Annotated in this window: 20 protein-coding genes; 14 read left to right on the top strand and 6 right to left on the bottom strand. The window is 73.6% G+C overall.

The annotated features are described in order from the left end of the window. The first annotated feature begins 51 nt into the window (after window positions 1–51). The 8 genes from OG618_RS06970 (at window position 52) to OG618_RS07005 (ending at window position 7,971) form a co-directional block, all read left to right on the top strand. A complete protein-coding gene (locus tag OG618_RS06970; protein WP_329486357.1) occupies window positions 52–288 on the top strand; it encodes a ferredoxin in 237 nt (78 codons plus the stop codon). Beyond that, complete coding sequence (locus tag OG618_RS06975) at window positions 285–941, top strand: NADPH-dependent FMN reductase (protein WP_329486358.1); 657 nt, start codon at window positions 285–287, stop codon at window positions 939–941. The genes OG618_RS06970 and OG618_RS06975 overlap by 4 nt, the downstream gene beginning before the upstream one ends. A 99-nt stretch (window positions 942–1,040) precedes the next feature. Further along, the gene (locus tag OG618_RS06980; RefSeq protein ID WP_329486359.1) at window positions 1,041–1,601 is read left to right on the top strand and encodes a hypothetical protein; all 561 of its coding nucleotides are present in this window, start codon (window positions 1,041–1,043) and stop codon (window positions 1,599–1,601) included. Continuing rightward, window positions 1,598–2,197, top strand: coding sequence for a class I SAM-dependent methyltransferase (locus OG618_RS06985; protein ID WP_329486360.1), 600 nt, complete (start codon window positions 1,598–1,600; stop codon window positions 2,195–2,197). The genes OG618_RS06980 and OG618_RS06985 overlap by 4 nt, the downstream gene beginning before the upstream one ends. A gap of 200 nt (window positions 2,198–2,397) precedes the next feature. After that, window positions 2,398–4,029, top strand: a complete 1,632-nt coding sequence (locus tag OG618_RS06990) for an MFS transporter (protein WP_329486361.1) — start codon at window positions 2,398–2,400, stop codon at window positions 4,027–4,029. Between the two features lie 129 nt (window positions 4,030–4,158). After that, the gene (locus OG618_RS06995) at window positions 4,159–4,860 is read left to right on the top strand and encodes a hypothetical protein (protein WP_329486362.1); all 702 of its coding nucleotides are present in this window, start codon (window positions 4,159–4,161) and stop codon (window positions 4,858–4,860) included. A 93-nt stretch (window positions 4,861–4,953) separates the two neighbouring features. Further along, window positions 4,954–5,742: a DNA alkylation repair protein gene (locus OG618_RS07000; protein ID WP_329486364.1), complete on the top strand. Its 789-nt coding sequence runs from the start codon at window positions 4,954–4,956 to the stop codon at window positions 5,740–5,742. A 48-nt stretch (window positions 5,743–5,790) separates the two neighbouring features. Next, a complete protein-coding gene (locus OG618_RS07005) occupies window positions 5,791–7,971 on the top strand; it encodes a molybdopterin-containing oxidoreductase family protein (protein WP_329486365.1) in 2,181 nt (726 codons plus the stop codon). Between the two features lie 39 nt (window positions 7,972–8,010). Here OG618_RS07005 and OG618_RS07010 read toward each other — a convergent pair whose 3' ends face one another. Then, entirely contained in the window at window positions 8,011–8,958 is a 948-nt protein-coding gene (locus OG618_RS07010) for a helix-turn-helix domain-containing protein (RefSeq protein WP_329486367.1), read from the bottom strand. Between the two features lie 100 nt (window positions 8,959–9,058). Here OG618_RS07010 and OG618_RS07015 point away from each other — a divergent pair, with 100 nt between their 5' ends. Then, entirely contained in the window at window positions 9,059–10,090 is a 1,032-nt protein-coding gene (locus tag OG618_RS07015) for a saccharopine dehydrogenase NADP-binding domain-containing protein (RefSeq protein ID WP_329486368.1), read from the top strand. Between the two features lie 27 nt (window positions 10,091–10,117). On the opposite strand, the gene OG618_RS07020 is transcribed toward OG618_RS07015, so the two are convergent. The 3 genes from OG618_RS07020 to OG618_RS07030 all read right to left on the bottom strand — a co-directional run bounded on the left by OG618_RS07020 (window position 10,118) and on the right by OG618_RS07030 (window position 12,824). Next, window positions 10,118–10,525, bottom strand: coding sequence for a nuclear transport factor 2 family protein (locus OG618_RS07020; RefSeq protein WP_329486369.1), 408 nt, complete (start codon window positions 10,523–10,525; stop codon window positions 10,118–10,120). 314 nt (window positions 10,526–10,839) lie between these two features. Continuing rightward, entirely contained in the window at window positions 10,840–11,304 is a 465-nt protein-coding gene (locus OG618_RS07025) for a rhodanese-like domain-containing protein (protein WP_329486370.1), read from the bottom strand. Window positions 11,305–11,408: 104 nt separating this feature from the next. After that, on the bottom strand, window positions 11,409–12,824 hold the full coding sequence (locus tag OG618_RS07030) for a helix-turn-helix transcriptional regulator (RefSeq protein ID WP_329486371.1): 1,416 nt from the start codon (window positions 12,822–12,824) through the stop codon (window positions 11,409–11,411). Between the two features lie 308 nt (window positions 12,825–13,132). Between OG618_RS07030 and OG618_RS07035 the strand changes: the two genes are divergently transcribed. Together OG618_RS07035 and OG618_RS07040 are read left to right on the top strand one after the other, a co-directional pair. Next, entirely contained in the window at window positions 13,133–16,327 is a 3,195-nt protein-coding gene (locus OG618_RS07035) for a M28 family peptidase (RefSeq protein ID WP_329486372.1), read from the top strand. A gap of 314 nt (window positions 16,328–16,641) precedes the next feature. After that, window positions 16,642–17,958, top strand: coding sequence for a cytochrome P450 (locus OG618_RS07040; RefSeq protein ID WP_329486374.1), 1,317 nt, complete (start codon window positions 16,642–16,644; stop codon window positions 17,956–17,958). Window positions 17,959–18,102: 144 nt separating this feature from the next. Here the strand turns inward: OG618_RS07040 and OG618_RS07045 are convergent, their stop codons facing one another. Both OG618_RS07045 and OG618_RS07050 read right to left on the bottom strand, forming a co-directional pair. Beyond that, window positions 18,103–20,670: a discoidin domain-containing protein gene (locus OG618_RS07045; protein WP_329486375.1), complete on the bottom strand. Its 2,568-nt coding sequence runs from the start codon at window positions 20,668–20,670 to the stop codon at window positions 18,103–18,105. Between the two features lie 336 nt (window positions 20,671–21,006). Then, window positions 21,007–22,263, bottom strand: a complete 1,257-nt coding sequence (locus tag OG618_RS07050) for an ROK family transcriptional regulator (protein WP_329486376.1) — start codon at window positions 22,261–22,263, stop codon at window positions 21,007–21,009. A gap of 145 nt (window positions 22,264–22,408) precedes the next feature. Between OG618_RS07050 and OG618_RS07055 the strand changes: the two genes are divergently transcribed. Genes OG618_RS07055 through OG618_RS07065 form a run of 3 tightly spaced genes read left to right on the top strand, consistent with a single transcriptional unit; the run spans window position 22,409 to window position 25,483 of the window. Then, entirely contained in the window at window positions 22,409–23,722 is a 1,314-nt protein-coding gene (locus OG618_RS07055) for an extracellular solute-binding protein (protein WP_329486377.1), read from the top strand. Window position 23,723: 1 nt separating this feature from the next. After that, the gene (locus OG618_RS07060; RefSeq protein ID WP_329486378.1) at window positions 23,724–24,644 is read left to right on the top strand and encodes a carbohydrate ABC transporter permease; all 921 of its coding nucleotides are present in this window, start codon (window positions 23,724–23,726) and stop codon (window positions 24,642–24,644) included. Beyond that, window positions 24,641–25,483 (top strand): carbohydrate ABC transporter permease, encoded by an 843-nt coding sequence (locus tag OG618_RS07065; RefSeq protein WP_329486379.1) that lies wholly within the window; start codon window positions 24,641–24,643, stop codon window positions 25,481–25,483. The genes OG618_RS07060 and OG618_RS07065 overlap by 4 nt, the downstream gene beginning before the upstream one ends. Window positions 25,484–25,500 lie beyond the last annotated feature (17 nt).

Below are 25,500 nucleotides of genomic sequence, written 5' to 3' on the forward strand. Positions count from 1 at the left end.
CCAGTGCCGCGCGTTCCGCGAAGCGGCCACCGAGCGAAGCGAGGCGGGCGCATGAGCGGGTTCCCGGTACCGGCCCGGCTGCCGGAGAACGTGCCCGGGCGGTTCTACGTCAACGCGGAGTGCACCGACTGCGACACCTGCCGCTGCATCGCCCCGGACTCCTTCGTCCGCAACGACAAGGCCGGCTACACCTTCGTCGCCCGCCAGCCGGCCGACGAGGACGAGGAGGAGCTGGTGTACGAGGCGATGGACTGCTGCCCGGCCGACGCCATCTGCGAGGACGAGTGAGCCCCCGTCCGCCGGGGCCGAGGATCCTCGGCCTCGGCGGCTCGCTGCGCCCCGGCTCGACCAGCCAGCTGCTGCTGCGCCGCGCCCTCGCCGTCCTGGACGCCGACGGCTGCCGGACCTCCCTGCTGGACCTGCGCGAGCTGGACCTGCCGTTCTGCAACGGCGACAAGCAGGACCCGTGGCCGAGCCGCCCGGACGTCAAGCTGCTGCGCGAGGAGTTCCGCGCCGCCGACGGCGTCATCCTGGCCGGGCCGGAGTACCACGGGACCATCGGCGGGGCCCTGAAGAACGCCCTGGACCTGCTGGACTTCGAGCACGTCGAGGGGAAGGTCTTCGGGGCGATCTGCGCGCTCGGCGGGCGCAACAACTCCAACGCGCTCAACCACCTGCGCCTGGTGGCCCGCTGGTACCGGGCCTGGATGGTGCCCGAGCAGGTCGCCGTCCCGCAGGCCCGCGGCGCGCTGCCGGGCGGCGAGCCGGCCGATCCCGAGCTCGGTGCGCGGGTGGACGAGCTGGCCCGCAGCGTGGCCCGGGCGGCGGCGCTGCTGCGGCCCGGGGCGGGCGGTCCGGCCGTCGTCGGGTCGGTCCGGCCGGGACCGGCCGTCCCGGAAGAAGTTCCGAACGTGTCCAGGACAGTCAAACGCGGGAGCTGACCCGTTGGTAGCGTCACCCCTGTGAATAAGACGCACACATTGGGTGCGCATTTCCAGGGGGCCGGAGAATGGTTCCCGGTGCACCCCAGACCACTTCTCGTGATCAGTCTCCGCCATCCGTCCAACGGAACTCCGCGGGAGGCGACCTGGCTTCGCCTCACCGCATTTCTGTTCAATCGCGGGATTTCCGACGACCGCACCGTCGGTATCGAAGTCCTGTACGACGATCCGGAGTCCACGGCGCCCGACCGGCGGCGTTTCGACGCCTGCCTGTCGGTGCCCCGGGACCGGGTCGCCGGGCTGTCCCTGCTCGATCCCCGCAGGGACAGCCTGGGCATCCGCGTGCTGCCCGTCCTGAGCGAACGGCTGATGCTCTGGCGGGGCGGTTCGGCCCAGGCCGAACCGCCCGTCCGCCACCGGCACGTCACACCGGCCGCCGACCTCCCGCTGCGGGCCAACTGGCCGCGCTACGAGGTCTACCGGGGCTCGCCCGTGCTCACGCCCGGGCACCCCGAGGTGATCGGCTGGTACGCCACCGCGGCCTCCTCGGCCGGCGCCGTGGGCGGCAGCCACCTCCCCCCGCGCACGCCCGCCACCGGCGTGCCCCGCCGGCCGTACGGTGCGGTCCGGCGCGCCTCCGGAAGGGGTCAACGACCATGACCACGACGACCACGATGAACTGGGACCGGGCCTACAAGGCCGGTGATCACCACCAGTACTGGGAGCTCAGCGCCCCCTCCCCCGACCTGGTCGGCTTCCTCGCCGCCACCCCGCCCGCGCCCGGCGCCCGGGCCCTGGACCTCGGCTGCGGCACCGGCTGGGACACCGTCGCGCTGGCCCGGGCCGGGTACCGCGCGACCGGGGTCGACATCAGCGGCGAGGCCGTCGGCATGGCCGTCGCGCGCGCCGCCGAACTGGGCCTGGAGATCGAGCTGTCGGTCGGCGACGTCCGCGGACTCGACCTGCCGGACGAGGAGTTCGACCTGCTGGTCGACCGCGGCTGCTTCCACCACCTCGGCCCGGACGACCGCGACCGCTACGCGGCCGAGGTGGCCCGGCTGCTGGCCCCCGGCGGCCTGCTCTACCTGCGCGGGAGCCGGCAGGAGATGTTCCCCTTCAAGCCGGTGGACGCCGCCTCGCTCGCCCGGCACTTCCCCTCGGACCGGTTCAGCACCGGCCCGTTGATGCCCTTCCAGCTCCACACCGACGTCCTCCAGCTGGACGCCAACGCGGTGGTCCTGCGCCGCGCCGACTGACTCCGGGGCGGCCCCCGCCGCCCGCCGGCGCGCCCGTGCGGCGCGACCGCCACCCTTGCGGCGCACCGCCGCGACCACCCCTCGCGATCCGTTTCGCGCCGGCCTGACCGAGACCGGCGGACATTCCGTGCTTCCCCGTTTCCGGAGCCCGATGCCCGCTTCGTCCGACGGCTTCCGGCGCTCCAAGAAATGAGCCACCTATGCCCACCCCGCAAAGCCGGGACAAAAGTCCCTGGCTCATCCTCGGCGTGCTCAGTATGGGCTTCTTCATGACGCTGCTCGATATGACGATCGTCAATATCGCGCTGCCCCATGTGATGACCGGAGTACACGCCTCGCTGGACGAGGGCCTGTGGGTGTTCAGCGCCTACATCCTCGGCTACGCCACCCTGCTCATCGTCGCCGGCCGGCTCGGCGACCTGTTCGGGCCCCGCCGGGTCTACCTGTACGGCCTGGCGGTGTTCGTGGTCGCCTCCTGCGTGTGCGGGGTCGCCCCCAACGCGGGCGTGCTGATCGCGGCCCGGGCCGTCCAGGGCATCGGCGGGGCCATGCTCGCCCCGCAGATCCTGCCGATCGTCACCATGGTCTTCCCGCCCTCCAAGTGGGGCGCGGCGTTCGGGTTCACCGGCGCGCTCTCCGGGCTCGCGGTGCTCACCGGGCCGACCCTGGGCGGGGTCATCGTCAGCTACCTGGACTGGCGGTGGATCTTCTACCTCAACCTGCCGATCGGCATCGCCACCGCCTACCTGGTGCTGCGGCACGTCCACGACTACCGGCCGGGCAAACGCCAGCCGCTCGCCGTGCTGCCCACCGCCCTGCTCGTCCTCGGCCTCACCGCGCTGGCCTTCGGCCTGATCGAGGGCGAACGCCTGGAGTGGAACGCCACCGCCTGGGCGGCGATCGCGGCGGGGCTCATGGTCCTGACGTACTTCGTCCTGGACCAGCGCAGGCACCAGCGGTCCGGCCCGCTGCTCCCCTTCGACCTGCTGCGACTGCGCAACTTCGCCCCCGCCAACATCATCGCGGCGATCATGGGCTTCTCGATGCTCGGCGCCTTCCTGCCGATCTCGCTCTACCTCCAGACCGTGCTCGGGATGTCCCCGCTGCGGGCCGGCTTCACCATCGCCGCGATGCCGCTCACCTCGGCGCTGGTCGCCGGGGTCGGCGGCAAGCTCTCCGACCGCGGCTCGGGCAAGGCCGTCATCCTGACCGGGCTGGCCTGCTTCACCGCCGGGCTGGGCTCGTTCGTCCTGGTCACCGGGACGGACACCGGCACGCTCCAGCTGATCGGCCCGTTCGTGCTGGCCGGCCTCGGCATGGGCCTGGTGTTCTCGCCGCTGTTCAGCGTCGGCATGCGCCAGGTCCCGCCGCCGCAGGCCGGGGTGGCCTCCGGACTGGTCAACACCGCCCAGGAGATCGGCGGCCTGCTGGCCAGCGCGGCGATCGGCGCGATCCTGTCGCTGCGGCTCTCCAGCGGCCTGCGCGGCTGGGTGAACGAGCAGGCGCTCGCACTGCCGCCGGAGGCCCGGGAGGGCTTCAAGCGGGCGTTCGCCCCGCTCACCGACGGCGCCCTGAAGATCGGCAGCGGCGGTCCGCCCCCCGCCCTGGCCGGGGCCGACCCGGCGCAGGCGGCCAAGGTCCAGGACGCCTTCGCCGAGGCCTTCACCAGCGCCATGCACAGCGGACTGCTCCTGCCGGTGGGCCTGCTGGCCGTCGGCTGGGTGGCCGCCCTGCTCCTCATCCGGGACGTCCCGGCACCGGCCTTCGGAGCTCCACGACCGCCCGCCGCCAGGGCCACGGGCAGCGCCCCGGCGGCGGCCGAGAAGGCCTGAGGCCACCGGACCGGTGGCTCCGCGCCACCGACCGACGTCCCCCGTCCACCATCCACCCACCACCTACCGATCCGAACCGCATCCGACCGGTCCGCACCGGCGGCACGAACAGAACCGAGGAGTCATCCGATGTCCCAGTCCCCCGTGGTGCTGTCCACGCACATGATGGCGACGTACATGGTCAAGCCCGGCTGCGCCGAGCAGGCCCGTGACATCATCGCCCGGCACTGGCCCACCCTGAAGGCGCACGGCCTGGTCACCGACGAGCCCGCCACCGTCTACCACAGCGAGAGCGAGCACGGTCCGGTCTTCTTCGAGATCGTCACCTGGGTCGACGAGAACGCGGTCAGCCGCGCCTTCAACACCCCGGACGTCAACGCGATCTGGCAGGAGATGGCGGCGATCACCGAGGCCCGCGAGGGCCGGCCGCCGGTCGACTACCCGATCGTGCACCGGATGGGCTACTTCCAGGACGAGCCCGACCTCCCCGAGGAGGACGCCTACACCGGGCTCGCCCACTACCTCGTCCGCCCGGACAAGGTCGCCGAGTTCCACGAGCTGATGGCCCGTGACTGGCCGACCCTGCGCGACGAGAAGCTGACCACCGGCGACCGCGCCGTCGTCTACTTCGGCGAGGACGCCACCGGCCCGTTCTTCCTGGAGATCGTCCGCTGGTACGACCAGCAGGGCCCCAGCATCGCGTACCGCAACGACAAGGTCAGCGCGATCTGGCAGGACGTGTTCCGCTACACCGAGGGCCGCAGCGGCCGCCCCGCCTCCGAGTACCTGTGGGCCGGCGAGATCCGCTACCCGTACCACGACGCCGACTGACGTAACGTCAACACCTCAGAGAAACATCAGCGTTCGGACGGGCCGGGGCTCCGCCCCCGGCCCGTCCGGCCCCGTCCGACCGGAGCTTCCTCGGTGACCCGCAAGACCCCCCAGACCTTCGACACCCCGCCCGCCCCCGTCCTGGCCGACCGGCTCAGGTCCGAGCTGGAGGACAGCGCCGTGCCCGGCCGGGCCGACGGCGAGAAGGCCTACCTGAAGAGCCGGCTGGAGCACATCGGCGTACCGCTGCCCGCCATGCGCACCGTGGTGCGCAACTTCGTCCGCCGCCACCCCGGGATCGACCGGGACACCCTCCTGGAGCTCACCGAGGAGCTCTGGGCCCCGCCCGTCCACGAATCGCGCTCCTGCGCCGCGCTGCTCCTGGAGAGCCGCTCCGACCTGCTGGTCCGCGAGGACACCGGCTACCTGGAACAGCTGCTGCGCGAGTGCGAGACCTGGGCGCACGTCGACCTGATCGCCCCCAAGGGCGCCGGCGCCCTGCTGCTGCGGCTGCCGGAGACCGCCGAGGACTTCCTGCGCTGGAGCCGGGACGACCACCAGTGGGTACGGCGCGGCGGCATCCTGTCCTACCTGCTGGCCCTGCGCGACCGGGGCGAGTTCCCGCACTACTTCGCCGCCTTCGGCGAACTCGCCGACCCGCTGCTGACCGACTCCCGGTTCTTCGTGCGCAAGGCGCTGGGCTGGGCCCTGCGCGAGGGCGCCAAGCACCACCCCGAGGAGGTCGCCGACTGGCTGCGCGCCCGCCTGCCCCGGGTCTCCGGGCTCACCCTGCGCGAGGCGATCCGGCCGATCGACGACGACACCTGCCGGAGCCTCCTGCAGGAGCACGCCGAACTCGGCGGGCGCCGACCGCGCGGCTGACCGCCCGCGCCGCGCCCGGCCGCCACCGCACACCGCCCGGAGGCCCGCATGACCACGCACAGTCCCGCCGACCGGCACCGCCGGCCGCTCCCGGTCGTCCAGGTGCTCGCCGAGGACGGCCGGCACCGGACGATCTGCCGGATGTGCCACGGCGGCTGCGGCGCCGTCGTGACCGTCGACCAGGGGCGGCTGACCGCCATCGAGGGCGACCCGGACAACCCGAACAACCACGGGTTCCTCTGCGCCAAGGGCCGCGCCTCGCTGGAGCACCTCAACCACCCCGACCGGCTGACCACGCCGCTGCTGCGCACCGGGCCGCGCGGCAGCGGCGAGTTCCGGCCGATCGGCTGGGACGAGGCGCTGGAGCGGACGGCCGTCGCGCTCGACCGGGCCCGGATCGAGCACGGCCCGGAGGCGGTGGTGCTGGCCCAGGGCACCGACCGCAACTACCAGGAGTGGCTCTTCCGGTTCGCCAACAGCTTCGGCACGCCCAATGTGCTCGGCCCGGCGCACGTCTGCTTCTACCCGAGGGTGATGGCCGGCATCCTCACCGCGGGCGGCTTCACCTTCTGCGACTACGAGGGCCGGCCCGACCTGGTCCTGGTCTGGGGCTCCAACAAGGCGCTCACCCACGGCGACGGGGTGATCGGCACCCGGCTGCTCGCCTCCGTCCGGGACGGCTCCCGGATGATCGTGATCGACCCCCGGCGGACCTCGCTGGCCGCCCGCGCCGAGCAGTTCCTCCAGGTCCGCCCGGGCGGGGACGCGGCGCTGGCGCTCGCGATGATCCACACCGTGATCGAGGCGGACGCCTACGACCACGCCTTCGTCGAGAAGTACACCGTCGGCTTCGAGGACCTCGCCGCCCACGTCGCCGACTGGACGCCGGAGTCGGTCGCCGAGCGGACCGGCGTGCCGGCCGACCTGATCAGATCGGCCGCCCTCGCCTACGCGGCCGCGCCGAGCGCCGCGATCGAACTCGGCACCGGGCCCCAGCAGCACCGCGACTCCTTCCACACCTGCCGGGCGGTCCTGCTGCTCTCGGCGATCTGCGGCAACCTGGACCGGCCCGGCGGCGACGTCCTGTGGGACCCGCCCGGCATCGACGGCCGCCGGTCCTTCCCGCGCGCCGAGCTGCTGGCGCCCGAGCAGGCCGCCAAGCGCCTCGGCGGCGACCGGCACCGCATCCTGGCGATGTCCGGCTGGGCCCACCCCGGCTCCGTCTGGGACGCCGTGCTCGCACCCGACGCCCCGCACCCGGTGACCACCATGCTGGTGCACGGCAGCAACCTGCTGCTCAACTACGCCGACTCGGACCGCGTCCGGCGGGCCCTGGAGCGGCTGGACTTCCTCGCCGTCGCCGACCTGCGGCTCACCCCGACCGCCGCCATGGCCGACGTCGTGCTCCCGGTCGGCGGCTGGCTGGAGCGGGACCAGATCGTCGAGCACGCCCACTACGTCGCGGCCCGCCGGGCCTTCGCCAAGGTCGGCGACACCCGCTCCGACGAGTGGATCCTCACCGAACTGGCCCACCGGCTGGGCCTGTCCGCCGACTTCTGGCCGGACGCCGCGGACTCCCTGGACACCCGGCTGGAGCCGATCGGCATGGACTGGCGGCAGCTGGCCGAACTCCACTACCGGGCGACCCCCCTGGAGTACCACAAGTACCGCAGCCGCGGCTTCGGCACCCGCAGCGGCAAGGTCGGGCTGCGCTGCGACGCCCTGCGCGCCTTCGGCTACCCGCCGCTGCCCACCCCCGGCCCGCCGGTCGGCGGCCCGGAGGACGGCCCCTACCTGCTCACCTCGGCGCACTCGGCGTTCTACTTCAACTCCGAGTTCCGCGACCTGCCCTCGCTGCGCTCCAAGGAGCCCGAGCCCCGGCTGGAGATGCACCCCGAGGCCGCCGCCCGCGAGGGCATCGCCGACGGCGAGTGGGCGGAACTCGCCACCCGCACCGGCCGCATCCGGCTGCGTGTCCTGCTCACCGACCGGATCGCCCCCGAGGTGGTGATGGCCCCCGCCGCCTGGTGGTACCCGGAGCGCGGCGCCGACGGCGGCTGGCGGGAGGCCAACGTCAACCTGCTGACCACCAACGAGGACGAGAACGCCGAGATGGGCTCCTCCACCTTCCGCGGCCTGCGCTGCACCGTCACCCGCGCGGCGGACCAGTCCCCGGCCCCGGGCGGACCGGCCGCCGCCGCGGCGGGTCCGCGGGCCCCGGGGCGGTGAGCCCGGCCGTCCGCCGGGCCGGCGGCGGGCGCCGACCGGTCAGCCGGCCCTCGCACTGCGGAACGCCTCCCGGTAGCTGTTGGGCGGGACGCCGACGATCCGCTTGAACTGGCGCCGCAGCGTGGTGGCCGTCCCCATCCCGGTGGCGACGGCCACCGCCTCGACGCTCTCGTCGGTGGCCTCCAGCAACTCCTGGGCCCGGCGGACCCGCTGGTTCAGCAGCCACTGGAGCGGTGTCTGCCCGAGCACCGACCGGAACTGCCGGCCGAGGTTGCGCGGGCTGGTGTTCGCCCGCCGCGCCAGGTCGGTCACGGTCAGCGGCCGGTCCAGCCGCTGCTGCGCCCAGGCGAGCACCTGGGTCAGCGGGTGGTCGCCCGTCGCCTGCACCGGTGTGGCCACGAACTGGGCCTGGCCGCCCGTGCGGTGCGGCGGCATGACCAGGCGACGGGCGACCGAGTTGGCGATCGCGGCACCGTGGTCGAGGTGGATCAGGTGCAGGCAGAGGTCCACGGCCGCCGCCTTGCCCGCGGAGGTGAGCACGCTGCCGTTGTCCGTGTAGAGCACGTCCGGGTCGACCACGGCCAGCGGGTGGCGGGCGCTCAGCTCCGCGGTGTGGGCCCAGTGGGTGGTGGCCCGCCGGCCGTCCAGCAGGCCCGCCGCGCCGAGCACGAACGCGCCGGTGCAGAGCGAGGCCACCCGGGCGCCGGCCCGGTGCGCGGCGCGCACCGCCTCGACCAGCTCCGGGGGCGGCGGCTCGTCGAGGTCGGCCCAGGCGGGCACGATCACCGTGTCGGCGTCCACCAGGCGGTCCAGCCCGTGGTCCGGCTCGACGACGAACGGGCCGACCCGTACCGGCCCGGGCCCGCAGAGCACCACGTCGTACCAGCCGTCCACGGCCTCGCGCGGAGGATTGCCGAAGATCTCGTAGGCCACCCCCAGTTCGAAGTGCAGCAGGTTTCCGGCGGTCGGCAGCGCGACAGTGGGCATGTCCGAAAGTGTACGGGTGTTGTCGTTCCGGACCATCACACCCGGGCCCCGCCGGCGACCAGACTGAGGGTCGACAGGACGACGAGAACGGGGAACAGCGATGGGTACGACGGCTGCAGTGGTGGTCTACGGCGCGACGGGGCACACCGGTCGCTTCATGGTGGCCGAGTTGCGACGGCGTGGCTTCGCCCCCGTCCTCTCCGGCCGCAACGCGGCCCAGTTGGAGGCGCTGGCGGCCGAGTGGCCCGGTACCGGGGTCCGGCCGGCCACCGTGGACGACCCGGCCTCGCTGGACCGCGCCCTCGCCGGGGCGGCGGCGGTCGTCAACTGCGCCGGACCGTTCGCGGTGACCGGCGGCCCGGTCGTCGAGGCCGCGATCCGCGCGGGGATCCCCTACGTCGACGTCGCGGCGGAGATCGAGGCGAACGCCGCGACCTTCGCCGACCACGCGGACGCCGCCCGGGCGGCCGGCACCCCGGTCGTCCCGGCGATGGCCTTCTACGGCGGCCTGGGCGACCTGCTGGTCACCGCCGCGATGGGCGAGTGGACCTCGGCGGACCTCGTGCACGTCGCGTACGGGCTGGACAGCTGGCACCCCACGCCGGGCACCCGGGAGGCCGGCCGGGTGTCCCACGAGCGCCGCGCGGGCCGCCGGGTGAGGTTCGCGGACGGCGCGCTGCGGTACCACGACGACGCGCCGTCCGAGCAGCAGTGGACGTTCCCCGCGCCGCTGGGTACCCGCGCGGTGCTCGGGGAGTTCACCATGGCCGACGTCGTCACGGTACCCAGCCACCTGGCCGTGCCGGAGGTCCGCACCTACATGACCGTCGAGGCCGCGGGTGACCTCGCCGGCCCGGACACCCCGGCCCCGGAGGCGGTCGACGACCTGGGCCGGTCGGACCAGAGCTTCGTCGTCGACGTCCTGATCGAGTCCGGCGGGGTCGGGCGCCGGGCCACCGCGCGCGGCCGGGACATCTACGCGATCACCGCCCCGCTGGCGGTGGAGGCCGTCGAGCGCCTGCTGACCGGCCGGGGCCGCACCACCGGGGTCGCCTCGGCCGGCGCGATGTTCGACGCGGCGGACTTCCTGCGGGCGCTGGGCCCGCACCTCTCGGTCGAGCTCCCGCACTGACGCCGCTCGGCCGTCCCCCGCTACCCGCTACGCCTCACCGGCGCGCAGCGGGTAGCGGGGGACGGAGCGGCGGTGGGCGATCCGCCAGCCGTCCCCGGTGCGGACGTAGACGTCGAACCAGTCCCCGTTGTGGACCGTCCCGTCGAGCTGGATCGCCAGGTAGCGGCTGTGGCCCCGGACGGTGCCGTCCGGCTCGACGGTGAGCACGCTGTCCAGGGTGTGCTGGTCGGGGGACCGGCTGCCGAGGTCGCGGCTGAACACCCGGATCTTCTCCAGTCCGCTGAACACCGCTCCGGTGCGGGCGAGTTCGAGCACTCCGTCGGCGGTGAAGACCTCACCCAGCGCCCTGGTGTCGGCGTTGTCGAAGGCGTGCGGGAAGCGGGCGAGCAGCTGGCGGATCTGCTCGGCGTCGGTCGGGGACAGGTCGGCGGCCATGCGGTCTCCTCGGCAGGGAAGTCGGGGCGGGGGTCCGGCACCCGGACCTCGACCGCACCGGTGACCTGACGTCGCGTCAGCGGAGTGCACCCCGGTGACGGGGCTGCCGGCCGGGGCCCGCGGCCGACGTTCTCCGCCGCCCGATTCTAGGAACGCCGGGACGATCTCTCAACGGCCGGGCCGGGGATTCGGCGGCCTCGGAGCATTCCGAAAACCGCACGTCACAGGAGCGAAACACGGCCGCCACACTGACCCGTGGAACGCCGCTGCGACCCGCCTGCCGGCCGACCCGCCCGGCGCCGGGCGCACCGGCCTCAGCAGGCGCAGGAGATCCCGGAGCGCGGGGCGGTCAGGTCGTCCACCGGCCGCTGCTCGCTGCCGTGGTCGGTGTCGTAGGCGAAGCCCTCGCGGGCCCAGTACTCGAAGCCGCCGAGCATCTCCTTGACCGGGTGGCCGAGCCGGGCGAACGCGAGGGCCGCCCGGGTGGCGCCGTTGCAGCCCGGACCCCAGCAGTAGGTGACGACCGTGGCCGAGGGGTCGATCAGCAGCGGCGCGAGTTCGGCGATCCGGGCGGTGGGGATGTGCACCGCGCCGGGGATCCGGCCCTGTGCCCAGGCCACCTCGCCGCGGGAGTCGACCACCACCACACCGGGCACGCCGGCGGTCAGGTCGGCGTGCACGTCCGAGACGTCGGCCTCGAAGGAGAGCCGGCCGAGGAAGTGCGCGGCGGCGACGGCCGGGTCGGCGGCGGGGACGGTGAGAACGGCGCTGGCGGTCATCGGGGTGCTCCTCGCACTCGTACCGGGGTCCGCCCTGTTCGGCGGTGGTCCGATCCTCGCCCGGCGGGGCCGGCGCCCACGAGCGGCGTGATCGCCCGCCTTCGTCAAGATACCGCCAGCCCGTGGGCGCCCAGCCGGATGCGCAGCCCGCGCAGTTCGTGGCGGGCGAGGGCGGGCAGCGCGGTCGCCTCGTCCAGGACCGGGGCGAGCAGCTCCACGGCGGTCCGCGGGTCATGGGCACACAGGTGGCAGTCGGCCATCCGGATGGTGAACAGCAGCCGGGTGGAGGGCAGTTGGTCCGGGGCGAGCAGCCGCAGCGCGGTGTCGGCGGCGTCCACGGCGCGCAGTGCCAGCCGGTGGTCCCCGACGGCGGCGGAGGCGTCGCGCAGTGCGGCGGCGGCGGCCGACTCGACCCGCAGCCGCATCGAGGCGATGGAGAGCCAGGGCGCGTCGGTCTCGTCGTGCTCGCCGATGTGGTCGAGGTGCAGCCGGGCGCGGCCGATGTGCCGGACGGTCGCGCGGACGTCCCCCGCCAGGGCGTGCGCCCGCGCCTGGCCGATCTGGGACATCGCGCCGGCCCAGTGCCGGCCGGGCGCGGCCCGGGCGATCTCGCGGGCGTAGCCGAGCGCGGCGGCCGGGTCGCCGTCGAGCCGGGCGAGGGTGCTCATGTCGCTCAACGCGGCGACCTGGGTGGCCGGGTCGTCGGCCAGTTCGGACCAGGTGAGCGCGCGGTCGAAGCAGGCCATCGCGGTGGCGTTGCGGCCGTGCTGCATCCGCAGTCCACCGGCCGCGTGCGCGTACTCGGCGGCGAGCCGGGCGAGCGCCTGGCGGGCCCGGGCGTCGGTGGTGCCGCCGAGCCGGCGCAGGATCGCCCGCAGGGTCTCCTCGACGGCGGCCGTGCCGGGCCCGGCGGGCGCCTCACCGGCGCGCAGGTGGGCGGCGAGCAGGCCGGTGAGGGCGTGTGCGGTGTCGGCGTCCAGCGGCGGCGCGGTGTCCGGGGCGGCGGCGCAGAACGCGGCGTGCAGGGCGGCGAGTTCGGCGGCCTCGGGGACGGCGCAGCCGGCCGCGCCGTGCAGCGGGCAGAGCAGCCCGTAGTCGGGGAGCCGGCGGGGCGGGCCGCCGGCCGCGAGCGGCGGCAGCGGCGAGGGCGGGGCGGCGGGGCCGCCGGGCAGTGGCGGGCGGGCCCAGCCGGCCGGTCCGGGCGGGGCTGGCGGGGCGGCCGGGGCGGGCCGGTCCCACTCCCCCGCGTCCCCCTCCTCGGCCCGCAGGCAGGCGGTGCGCAGTTCGCCGCCGGCGCCGAGCAGACCGTCCAGCCGCTCGGCGATCCGCGGGGTGGTCCGGCGGGCGCCGTGTTCGAGCTTGCTGACGGCGGTGTGGTCGTAGCCGATCTCGGCGCCGAGCTGGGCCTGGGTGAGGCCGGCCCGGCGGCGCCAGTGCCGCAGCCGGGCGCCGAAGGCGCGCCAGAGCGGGTCGGCCGGCGGCGGACCGACGGACGGTACGTCGGTGTGGCTCCGGGGCACGGGGCTGCCCTCCCGAGTCGGTTCCGGTCCTTCCGATGGACAGGACGGTACTGGACCGGGCGGGCTCCGTACATGAGGTGGTCTCAACCTCTTGGTCTCAACCTCTTCACAAAACCCGCAGCTTGACAGAACTTGCCAACTGCACGGAAGCCATGCCGCAGCCGTTGACCGGGGCATGACGGCATGTGAGTGTTCCGGCACCCGAGCGCGGACGCCCGCAACGGCCGTCCCCCGATGCGGCCCCGCGGTGAGCGCCAGACAGGCACGTCGTCCGCGGTCGAGCACCCCCACGTTCGAGGAGCCTCGGAATGAAACGCAGATTACTGACGGCGGGAACCACCCTGACCGTCCTGGCCGGCATGCTGACCGCCACCGCGGTCGGACAGGCCGCCGCCCAGCCCGGCCCGGCCGTCAGCGCGCCGCCGAGCGCCCTGGCCGCCGCCGTCTCCGCCGCCGACCAGGCGGCCGCGGCGGGCCTGGACGCCCTGGCCAAGGGCCCGGGCGAGACCTACGAGCGCCAGTCCGTCACCCCGTGGCTCGGCGGCCTCTACTCCGTGGCCTACGAGCGCACCTACCAGGGCCTGCCGGTGGTCGGCGGCGACGCCGTCGTCATAGCCGACGGCCAGGGCAGGGTCCGCGGCCTCCAGTCCGCCGCCACCGGTCCGGTCGGCGGCCCGACCAAGGCCGCGATCAGCGCCGCCCAGGCGGAGAAGACCGCGCGCACCCGGCTGGCCGCCGTCGACGGCGTCGACACCCGCCGCCTGGTGGTCAAGGTGCAGGACGGCACCGGGCGGCTCGCCTGGGAGACCGTGCTCACCGGCCGGACCGGCGCGGCCCCGAGCCGGCTGCACGTCTTCGTCGACGCCCGCACCGGCGAGGTGATCGACAGCTACGACGACGTCAAGGCCGGTACCGCGAACAGCAAGTGGAACGGCCCGGCCCCGGTCACCATCAACACCACCGCCTCGGGCGGCACCTACTCGCTGCGCGACCCGAGCCGGTCCGGGCTGAGCTGTGCGGACTACAGCTCCGGCCAGGTGTTCTCCAAGTCCAGCGACTCCTGGGGCACCGGCAACCCGACCAGCAAGGAGACCGGCTGCGCCGACGTGATGTTCGCGGCGCAGAAGGAGTGGGACATGCTCCGCGACTGGCTGGGCCGCAACGGCCACAACGGCAACGGCGGCAGCTGGCCGGTCAAGGTGGGCCTGAACGACGTCAACGCCTACTGGGACGGCTCCTCCGTCTCGATCGGCCACAACAACGCCAACGAGTGGATCGCCTCCATCGACGTGGTCGGCCACGAGTTCGGCCACGGCATCGACCAGTACACGCCGGGCGGCGCCAACAACGAGAACGGCCTCGGCGAGGGCACCGGCGACATCTTCGGCGCGCTGACCGAGGCGTACGCCAACGAGCCGTCCCCCTACGACAACCCGGACTACACCGTCGGCGAGATGATCAACCTGGTCGGCAGCGGGCCGATCCGCAACATGTACAACCCCTCGCTGGTGGGCAACAACCCCAACTGCTACTCCTCCTCGATCCCGAGCACCGAGGTGCACGCGGCGGCGGGCCCGCTGAACCACTGGTTCTACCTGCTCTCCGAGGGCTCCAACCCGGGCGGCGGCAAGCCCACCAGCCCGACCTGCAACAACTCCTCGGTGACCGGCGTCGGCATCAAGGACGCCGGGCGGATCTTCTACGGCGGCATGCTGCTCAAGACCAGCGGCATGACCTACAAGAAGTACCGGGTCACCACGCTCACCGCGGCCAAGAGCCTCGACCCCGGCTGCGGCCTGTTCACCCGCACCAAGGCGGCCTGGGACGCGATCAGCGTCCCCGCCCAGAGCGGTGAGCCCACCTGCACGCCGTCCGGCACCAACGACTACTCCCTGCTGGTCAACCCGACCGCCGGCTCCGTGCAGCCCGGCGCCACCACCAGCGCCACGGTGAGCACCGCGGTCACCTCGGGCACCGCCCAGGCCGTCAACCTGGCCGTCTCCGGCGCCCCGGCCGGCGTCACCGCCTCGGTCAGCCCGTCCTCCGTGCAGGCCGGCTCCTCCGCGACGCTGAACGTCTCGGCCTCCTCCTCGGCCACCCCCGGCACCTACGTGCTCACGGTGACCGGCACCGGTTCCGCCACCCACAGCGCGCAGTACACGCTGACGGTCGGCAACGGGAACCCCAACCCCGGCGTGCCCGACGTCAGCGTCGCCAACGTCCAGGCGCACCTCGCCCAGCTGAACACCATCGCCTCGCAGAACGGCGGCAACCGCCGGGCCGGCTCGGCCGGCCACAGCCAGTCGCTCGCCTACATCAAGGGCAAGCTGCAGGCCGCCGGCTACACCGTCAGCGAGCAGACCTGCACCTCCTGCACCTACAGCTCCAACAACCTGATCGCGGACTGGCCGGGCGGCCCGGCCGACCAGGTGACCATGTTCGGCGCCCACCTCGACAGCGTCGCCGTCGGCCCGGGCATCAACGACAACGGCTCCGGCTCCGCCGTCCTGCTGGAGAACGCGCTGACCCTCGCCCAGCAGAACCCCACCCTGACCCGGCACGTCCGGTTCGCCTGGTGGACGGGTGAGGAGCAGGGCCTGCAGGGCTCGCAGCACTACGTCAACCAGCTGGGCTCCACCCAGCGCAGCGCCATCAAGGGCTACTACAACTTCGACATGGTCGGCTCGCCCAACGCCGGCTACTTCATCAACAACATCGGCTCCGCCACCTCCGCCCCGATGAAGGCCTACTGGGACTCCCTGGGCATCCAGCCCGAGGAGAACGTCGAGGGCCAGGGCCGCTCCGACGACTACTCCTTCCAGCAGGGCGGCATCCCCACCTCCGGCTACGCGGCCGGCGCCAGCGCCGTCAAGACCGCGGCCCAGGCGACCAAGTGGGGCGGCACCGCCAACCGGGCGTACGACTCCTGCTACCACCAGGCGTGCGACACCACCAGCAACATCAACGCCACCGCCCTGGACCGCAGCGCCGACGGCGTCGCGTACACCCTGTGGAAGACCTCGGTCGGCACCGGGCCCATCCCGACCAACGACTTCTCGGTCGCGGTGAACCCGACCACCGGCAACGCCCTCCCGGGCGGGAGCACCAGCGCCACGGTCTCCACCGCCACCACCTCCGGCTCCGCCCAGACGGTGAACCTCACCGCCTCGGGCGCGCCCAGCGGGGTCACCGTGTCGGTCAGCCCGTCCTCGGTGCAGTCCGGCTCCTCCGCGACGCTGAACGTCTCGGTCGGCTCCGGCGTCCAGGCCGGCACCTACACCATCACGGTGACCGGTACCGGCTCGGCCACCCACAGCACCACGTACTCGCTGGTGGTCGGCACCGACCCGGGCAACCCGGGCGGCACCTGGACGCCGGGCACCACCTACAGCGCGGGTGACGTGGTCACCTGGAACGGTGTCAGCTACCGCTGCATCCAGGGCCACACCGCCCAGGTCGGCTGGGAGCCCAACATCGTCCCGGCCCTCTGGCAGCAGATCTGACCTGATCCGGAGGCCGTCGGGCCGGGCCGGGCCGCGGTTCGTCGAGGGGGACGAACCGCGGCCCGGCCGTCTGTTCGGCGGGGGTCACCGGGCGCACGACGGGGTGCGGCCCCGGTCGGCACCCGATCCGGTCGGCACTGCCGTCCGGGCGGATCGGAACCCCGCCGTCGTTGCGGGCCCCGGCGGTGCGGCCGGGGCCCGCAACACGTACGCCCGGCGGCAGGGCGGCGCACGGCGACCGTGCGCTGACGTACAGTCAGCCCGGGGCCCGTGCCCCGCCCAGCAGTCGACCGTGCCGGCAGAGGAGAAGCGCCGTGGCCACCGAAGCCCACCCCGTCCCCGTCCCGCCGCCCGCCGACGGGGCCGCCCGGCCCGTTCCCGAACTGCCGGCCGAGGCCGTCACCCGGTGGCGGGCCGAGGGGTCCGAGCTGGTCGAGCTGCTCGCGCTCGCCCACCGGGAGCTGGGCGGCGTCGCGGCGTTCCGGCTCGGACCGGCCCCCACCGTGCTGGTCACCGATCCGGAGGCGGTGCAGCACGTGCTCGGGCGGCACCCGGACCGCTACGTCAAGCGCTCCCACCGGGCCCGGATGCTGGCCGGCGAGGGCGTCCTGTCCGCCACCGGAGAGGCCTGGAAGCGCCAACGGCGGATGCTGCAGTCCCAGTTCACCGGACCGGGGATGCGCCGCTACGAGCGGCGGATCGCCGAGGCCGCCCGCCGCGCCGCCGACCGCTGGGCCGGGTACGCCCGCACCGGCGAGCGCTTCGACCTCGGCGAGGAGATGCGGCACTTCGCCCTCGACACCATCTGGCGCGCCCTCACCGGCCGCCCGCTGGACGACCGGACCGACCGCGAACTCGCCTCGGTGGCACGGGTGGTGGCCGCGCTGCCGACGCTGCCCGCGGACGGCGCCGACGCCCGGGACGCGGTCGCCGAGGACCTGGCCAGGATCGACGCCGTCGCGCACGCCGCGATCGACGCCGCCCGGCGCGACCCGGCGGGCGACGGCCTGCTCCGGGTGCTGGTCGAGGCCGCCGACGAACACCCCGAGTACACCGACCGGTTGATCCGCGACGAGCTGGTGACCCTGCTGGTCGCCGGGCACGAGACCACCGCCATCACATTGACCTGGCTCTTCCTGTTGCTCGACGGCAACCCCGGGGCCCGCGCGTGGGCGCTGGCGGCCGGCCCCGAGGGCTCGGCCGGGCGGCGCGAGGCGGTGCAGGCGCTGGTCAGCGAGACCCTGCGGCTCTACCCCTCCGCCTGGATCCTGCCCCGGCACGCGGCGGAGGCCGACACCCTGGCGGGCCACCGGATCGAGGCCGGTACGGACCTGCTGGTCTGCCCCTATCTGACCCACCGGGACGCGGAGTTGTGGCCCGACCCGGAGCGCTTCGACCCGGCCCGGTTCACCTCCCCCGGCCGCAAGCCCGCCCACCTGGGCGCCTACTACCCCTTCGGGCTCGGCGCGCGCGCCTGCCTGGGCACCCAGTTCGCCGTGCGGGAGACCACCGCCCTGGTCGAACTCCTGCTGGAGCACAGCCCGCGGCTGCTCGCCGTCCCCACCGGCTCCGCGTACGGGATCACCGTCCGGCCCGACGGGCCCGCCCCGGCCACGCTCGCGGGAGCGTGACCGGGGCGGGCCGGCCAGCGGGGGGACCGTCGGGGACGGCCGGTCGGAGACGGTCAGTGCAGGGCCGGTCAGTGCAGGGCCGGTCAGGGCAGGGCCGGTCAGTGCAGGGCCGGTCAGGGCGTTCAGGGTCAGGTCAGGGACCGGTCAGGGGAAGGCGACCACGGTGGACGGGACGGTGGCGGTGCCGGAGGTCGCGCCACCGGTGCCGTTGACCACGTGCTCGTACTGGCCGTTGCCGCCCAGCGAGACCACCGACAGGTCGTGCAGGCGCACCCCGGGCCGGACCGGGACCTCGAAGCCGTGGTCCATCCGGATGGTCGGGTCCACGTTGAAGTAGCAGTAGCTGCCGAGGCCCCAGCCCTCGTGGGTGGTCACGCCGTCGTCGACCTTGTAGGCCGCGAAGCCCTTGGTCGCGCCGTTCTGCACGGCCGCCTGGTTCGGCGCGTCGTACGCCTTCTCGTTCTGGAAGAAGATCGTCCGGCCGCGCTCGCCGGACCACTCGACGTCGTACTTCTTGAAGTGCTCCACGAACAGGCCGGTGGCGAGCACGTCGTCCCCGCGCACCAGCAGGCCGTAGTCGGCGGGGTTGGTGGTCCAGCCGACCCCGGCGCCGTGGTCGGCCCGCCAGATCCAGCTGTGGTCGACGATCACGTCGTCACTGTTGACCACGATCCCGGCGGTGGCGGAGCCGGGGCCGGCGCCGCCGACCCGGATGAACACGTCCTGGAGGGTGGTCGGGTCGGCCGCGTGGTCGGCGGCGGCGTTGTCCGGCCCGATCTGCACCAGGGAGGGCGAGTTGACCGCTCCGGCGTCGACCAGCAGACCGGCCAGCCGGACGCCGTCGACGTCGGCCACCTTGATCGCCGTCACCCCGTTGTCCGGGACGACGGTGGCCAGGCCGAGGCCGAGCACCACGGTGTCGGGCCGGTTCACCTCGATCGGCCGGTCGACGTGGTACACGCCGGGGGTGAAGAGCAGGTCGAGCCCCTGGGCCAGCGCCGCGTTGATGGTCGCCGCGGTGGCACCCGGCTTGACCACGTAGAACTGGCTGAGCGGCCGCGAACCGCCCTGCGGGGTACCGTCCCAGGAGACGCCGCGGGCGTCGGTCCGCTTGGCCGGGACGAACACCTTGTAGTCGTTGCCGTCCAGGTAGAGGAACGGCTTCTCGCGGGAGACCGGTGTGCTGTCGAGCGTGGTGTAGGGCGGGTTGGGGAAGCCCTGCGCCGGGGCGCCCTGGACGCCGGAGAACACCTGGTTCCAGACCCCGTTGGAGAAGCCGCCGACCGCGCTGTCCCGGGTGTACCACTGCTGCTGGGAGTAGTTGCCGACGGTGCCGTCGATCCGGCTGTCGGCGATGTAGCCGCCGCTGGCCCAGCCGTAGCCGTCGGGCGACAGGTTGAGGCCGCCCTTGACGTGCATCCGGCGCAGCGGCGCCGCCTGGGCGACGGCCCAGCGGTCGGTGCCGTTGACCGGGTTGAGCGCGAGGTTCTCGGCGGAGCGCCAGAAGTTCTGCGTCGCGTTGCCGTTGAACCAGCCGGCGTCCACCGTGACATCGCCGTTGATGGTGGTGTCGTCCGGCTTCAGGCCGAGGCCGGCGATCGAGGTGTAGAAGCCGAGCTGCGCGTTGAGGTTGTTGTAGGTGCCCGGCTTGAACAGCAGCGCGTAGCGCTCGCTGCCGAACTGGTTGGCCTCCTGCTGGTGGAAGACCGCGTCGACCTTGGCCTGGATCCCGGGGGTGGCGGGGTCGAAGACCAGCACGTTGGGGCCGAGGTCGCCGCCGCCCTGGACCGGCGGCACGGTCGGCCCGTCGGTGGTGTTGACCCGGAAGTCCCAGAGCGAGTACCCCCAGGCGGTGCCGCGGGCCTGCCCGTTCATCCGGACGTAGCGGCCGCTGCCGGAGACGGCGAGCGTCTCGGTGCCGCCGGTACCGGTCGCGGTGGCGTACAGCGTCCGCCAGCTCGATCCGTCGTCCGAGGTCTGGAGCTGGTAGGAACGCCCGTACGCGGCCTCCCAGTTCAGGACGACCCGGCAGAGCGGGCGGACCGAGCCGAGGTCGACCTGGAGCCACTGCTGGTCGCTCGCCGCGGAGGACCAGCGGGTGCCCGGGTCGCCGTCGACGGCGTTGCCGGCCGCCGTACCGGCGTTCTCCGCGGACGAGGCGGTGGCGGGCCGGCCCCGGGCGGCGTCGGTGCTGCCGCAGTCGGCGCCGCCCGGGGTGAAGGCGCCGTAGACCTGGAACTCCCAGAGCGAGTAGCCGTATCCGGTACCCCGGGCCAGGCCGTTCATCCGGACGTAGCGGCCGCTGCCGGAGACGGCGAGCGTCTCGGTGCCGCCGGTACCGGTGGTGGTGCTGTAGAGCGTCCGCCAGCTCGATCCGTCGTCCGAGACCTGGATCTGGTACGCACGGCCGTACGCCGCCTCCCAGGTGAGCACCACCTTGGTGAGCGCGGCACTGGCGCCGAGGTCGACCTGGAGCCACTGCTGGTCGCTCGCCGCGGACGACCAGCGGGTGCCGGTGGACCCGTCGACGGCGTAGGCGGCCGGGGTGGCGCCGTTCTCGGTGGACGAGGCGGTGACCGCCCGGCCCTGGGAGATCAGGGCGTCGGCGGCGTGGGCGGCCGGCGCGGGCAGCGCCAGGACGGCGCCCGAGAGCAGGGCGAGGCCGGCCAGTGCGGCCGGGGCCCTGCGGGGGCGTGCTGAAGCGAGCCTCATGGGCTTCTCCTGCGGTGGGGGTGAGTGGGGTGTGGGGGCGCGCGCCACGGCCCGCACCCGGTGCGGCGCAGGTACCGGGCGTGGGGGAACGGCGGGGCGGCCGGGCGGTCAGCGGTCGACGGTCGGCCGGCCGGGCTCGGCAGGTGGTGGCCGGCCGGGCACGGGTGGACGGCCGCCGGAGGTCCGACGGAGCGCCACCGGCCCGTCGTCCGGGCTCGGGGAGCGTCCCCGACCGGGAGTCTCGGGGCTGCCGATCGGGGGTGTCAACCCTTCGCGCCGACTTTCCTCACACCGTGAACTTGCCGGTGTGCCAACGGATCGGCAGAAGAAGCCAGGTCAGGCGGGGGTGGCCCGCACCTCCCGCGCCCGCGGTTCGGCGCGACGCGGGAACTCCCCGCCGGAGTCCAGGAAGTCGGTCAGCGGCAGGGTCGCCGCGCCGACGGTGACCGCCTCCGGCCCGAGCATGCCGAGCACGATCGAGGTCTGCTCCCGGGGGAACCGCAGCGCGTACTCGGTGGCGGCGGAGCGGATCGCGGGCAGCAGCCGGGGGCCCAGCAGCAGCCCCGCCCAGCCGCCGATCACGATCCGCTCGGGGTTGAACAGGTTGACCAGGTCCGCGATCGCCGCGCCCAGGTACTCCGCCGCCTCGGCCAGCAGCCCGGTGGCCGCCGGCTCGCCCGCCTCGGCGGCCGCCAGCAGCGCGGCCAGCCCGGCCTTCTCGCCGCCGCCGGGCGGCGCCGCGCCCCACCGCTCGACCAGCGCCTCGGCGCCGACGTACGCCTCCAGGCAGCCGCGCGCGCCGCACCGGCAGCGCCGGCCGCCGACGTGCACCTTGGTGTGGCCCCACTCGCCGGCGCTGCTGGTTGCGCCGCGGAAGCGCACGCCGTCGGCGATCACGCAGGCGCCGACCCCGGAGCCGAACAGCGCGATCACCGCGTGCCGGACCCCGCGCCCGGCGCCGAACCACATCTCGGCCTGGCCGAGCGTCTTGGCGCCGTTGTCGACGAACAGCGGCAGGTCGGTACCGGCTCTCAGCAGCCGGCCGAGCGGGACGCCCTCCCAGCCGACGGTCTGGCTGTGCACGACGATCCCGAGGCCGTCCGGGGCCGGGTCGCCCTGGTCGACGATGCCCGGGACGCCGATGCCGACGCCGAGCACGGTCGCCGGATCGGTGCCGGTGCGCTCCAGCACCTCGGCCAGTCCGGACAGGATCAGCTCCACCACGTGGTCCACGTCGTGGCCGCAGTCGGAGAGCGGCCGGTCGCTGGCGGCCAGTTCGGTCCGGGCCAGGTCGAACAGGGCGACCCTGACCTGCGTCTCCCCGACGTCCACGCCGACCAGCCGGGCCCGCCCGGCGGCGACCCGGAGCAGGATCCGGGGGCGGCCGCCGTCCGACTCCACCGAGCCGCACTCCTCGATCAGCCCGTCGGCGAGCAGCTCGCCGGTCACGTTGCTGATCGAACCGGCACTGAGCCCGGTGATCACGCCGAGCTCCTGCCGGCTGAGCGGCCCGTCGAAGTACAGCCGCCGCAGCAGCGCCGACCGGCTGCCCCTGCGCAGGTCACGCACCGTCTTCTTGCCTCGCACGGTCATGGCATCTCCCTCCTGATCCGAATCTATCGCTGTCCGAACCCTTGACGGAAGCTTTTCTCACACGTTAAATCACGGCCTGAAGTAAGCATTCCATCAAGGCACTTCACCCGAACCCGCCCACCCCGCCCGAGAGGGGCAATCGGTCATGCCCATCAGCCGAGTCGCTGCGGCCACCGCCCTGGTCGCCACCCTGGTCCTCACCGCCACCGCCTGCGGCGGCGGTTCCACGTCCGGCGGCGGAGACAACAGCAGCCCCGGCACGCTCACCTACTGGGCCTCCAACCAGGGCACCAGTCTGGAGAACGACCGGCAGGTCCTGGAGCCGGAACTCAGGAAGTTCGAGCAGCAGACCGGCATCAAGGTCAAGCTGGAGGTCATCCCCTGGGCCGACCTGCTCAACCGGATCCTCGCCGCCACCAGCTCCGGCCAGGGCCCCGACGTGCTGAACATCGGCAACACCTGGTCCGCCTCGCTCCAGGCCACCGGCGCGCTGCTCCCCTTCGACGCGGCCGCCCTCAGCAGGATCGGCGGCAAGGAGCGCTTCCTGCCCGCCGCGCTCGCCTCGGCCGGCGCCCCCGGCCAGGACCCGGCCGCCGTCCCGCTGTACTCGATGGCCTACGGCCTGTACTACAACAAGAAGCTCTTCGCCGAGGCCGGCCTCGACAAGCCCCCGGCCACCTGGGAGGAGCTGGTCGCCGACGGGAAGAAGCTCACCACCGGCGACCGCCACGGCATCGCCCTGGAGGGCGGCAACGTCTCCGAGAACGTCCACCACGCCTTCGTCCTCGCCAAGCAGCAGGGCACCGACTTCTTCGACGCGGCCGGCAAGCCCGCCTTCGACAGCCCGGGCGCCGTCGCCGCCGTCAAACAGTACGTCGGCCTGCTCGGCACCGAGAAGATCGCCGCGCCCGGCAACGCCGAGTACGCCAACAACCAGTCCGTCACCGACTTCGCCACCGGCAAGGCCGCCATGCTGATGTGGCAGGCCGCCGGCGCCAACCTCAAGTCCCACGGCATGAACCCCGAGGACTACGGCGTCGCCCCCGTCCCCGTCCCGGCCGGCGCCACCGGCGGACGCGCCACCACCTCGATGGTCGCCGGCATCAACCTGGCCGTGTTCAAGAACACCAGGAACACCGACGGCGCGCTCTCCTTCGTCAAGTTCATGACCGGCACCGAGGAGCAGACCCAGCTCAACCGGACGTACGGCTCCATCCCGCCGGTCAAGGACGCCCAGGCCGATCCGGCCTTCGCCACCCCCGAGCTCAAGGCCCTCACCGACGTCCTCTCGACGAGCGCCCAACCGCTCCCGCAGGTCGCCGACGAGAGCCAGTTCGAGACCCTGGTCGGCACCGCCGTGAAGAACCTGCTCGCCGCGGCCGCCGGCGGCAAGGCCGTCACCGACGAGTCCGTGAAGGCCGAACTCACCAAGGCCCAGCAGCAGATGCCGGCCAAGTGAAGTGATCCGCAAGCGCCTCCTCCCCCGTCGCAGCGCGCTGCCTTACCTGCTGCTGCTCCCCGCCCTCGTGCTCGAACTGCTCATCCACCTGGTGCCGATGGTGGTCGGCATCGTGATGAGCTTCAAACAGCTCACCCAGTTCTTCCTCCGGGACTGGACCGCCGCCCCCTGGGCGGGTCTCGCCAACTACCGGATGGCGGTGGACTTCCACGCCCCCGTCGGCCGGGCCCTGCTGCACTCCTTCTGGGTCACCTGCGCCTTCACCGCCCTGGCCGTCGGCCTCTCCTGGCTGCTCGGCACCGCCGCCGCGATCATGATGCAGGACACCTTCCGCGGCCGCGGCCTGCTGCGCGCCCTGTTCCTGCTCCCGTACGCGCTGCCGGTCTACGCCGCCGTCATCACCTGGTCGTTCATGTTCCAACGGGACACCGGCCTGATCAACCATGTGCTGCACGACCAGCTCCACCTGGTCGACGACAAGCCGTTCTGGCTGCTCGGCGACAACAGCTTCACCGCCCTGGTCACCGTCTCGGTCTGGCGCAGCTGGCCGTTCGCCTTCCTCACCCTCACCGCGGGCCTGCAGAACATCCCGCGCGAGCTCTACGAGGCCGCCGCCCTGGACGGCGCCGGCGTCCGGCAGCAGATCCGCCGGATCACCCTGCCCTCGCTGCGCCCGGTCAACCTGGTGCTCGTCCTGGTGCTGTTCCTCTGGACGTTCAACGACTTCAACACGCCGTACGTGCTGTTCGGCCGGTCGGCGCCGGAGGCGGCGGACCTGATCTCGGTCCACATCTACCAGTCCTCCTTCGTCACCTGGAACTTCGGCGCGGGCTCCGCGATGTCGGTCCTGCTGCTGCTCTTCCTGCTGCTGGTGACCTCCGGCTACCTGCTGCTCACCTCGCGCCGAAGGGATGCGCAATGATCGGCCCGCCCGCGTCCTTCCGCTGGATCCGCCGGATCCTGCTGACCGCGCTCGCCCTCTTCGCGGCCGCGCCCGTCCTGGTGATGCTCAGCAGCTCACTGAAGCCGCTGCAGGACGTCCAGGGACCGTTCCGGTGGATCCCGAGCACCGTCACCCTCCGGCCCTACCTGGACATCTGGCGCACCATCCCGCTCGGCCGGTACCTGGTGAACTCGCTGATCGTGGCGGGCGGCGCCACCGTGCTCTCGGTGCTGGTCGCGATCCTCGCCGCCTACGCGGTGAGCCGCTACCGCTTCCGCGGCCGCCGGCTGTTCACCGTCACCGTGCTCTCCACCCAGATGTTCCCGGGCATCCTCTTCCTGCTGCCGCTCTTCCTGATCTTCGTCAACGTCGGCAACGCGACCGGGGTGGCGCTGTACGGCAGCCGGGGCGGCCTGATCCTGACCTACCTCACCTTCTCGCTGCCGTTCTCGATCTGGATGCTGGTCGGCTACTTCGACTCCATCCCGCGCGACCTCGACGAGGCCGCCCTGGTCGACGGCTGCGGGCCGGTCCAGGCGCTGCTGCGGATCATCGTCCCCGCGGCCGTGCCCGGCATCGTGGCGGTCGCGGTGTACGCCTTCATGACCGCCTGGGGCGAGGTGCTGTTCGCCTCCGTGCTCACCAACGACGAGACCCGCACCCTCGCCGTCGGCCTGCGCGGCTACGCCACCCTCAGCGACGTGTACTGGAACCAGGTGATGGCCGCCTCCCTGGTGGTGAGCGTGCCCGTGGTCGCCGGCTTCCTGCTGCTCCAGCGCTACCTGGTCGCCGGGCTCACCGCCGGAGCCGTCAAGTGACCCTCTCCGAACTCCCC

This window comes from Kitasatospora sp. NBC_01246, from assembly GCF_036226505.1.
Taxonomy (GTDB): domain Bacteria; phylum Actinomycetota; class Actinomycetes; order Streptomycetales; family Streptomycetaceae; genus Kitasatospora.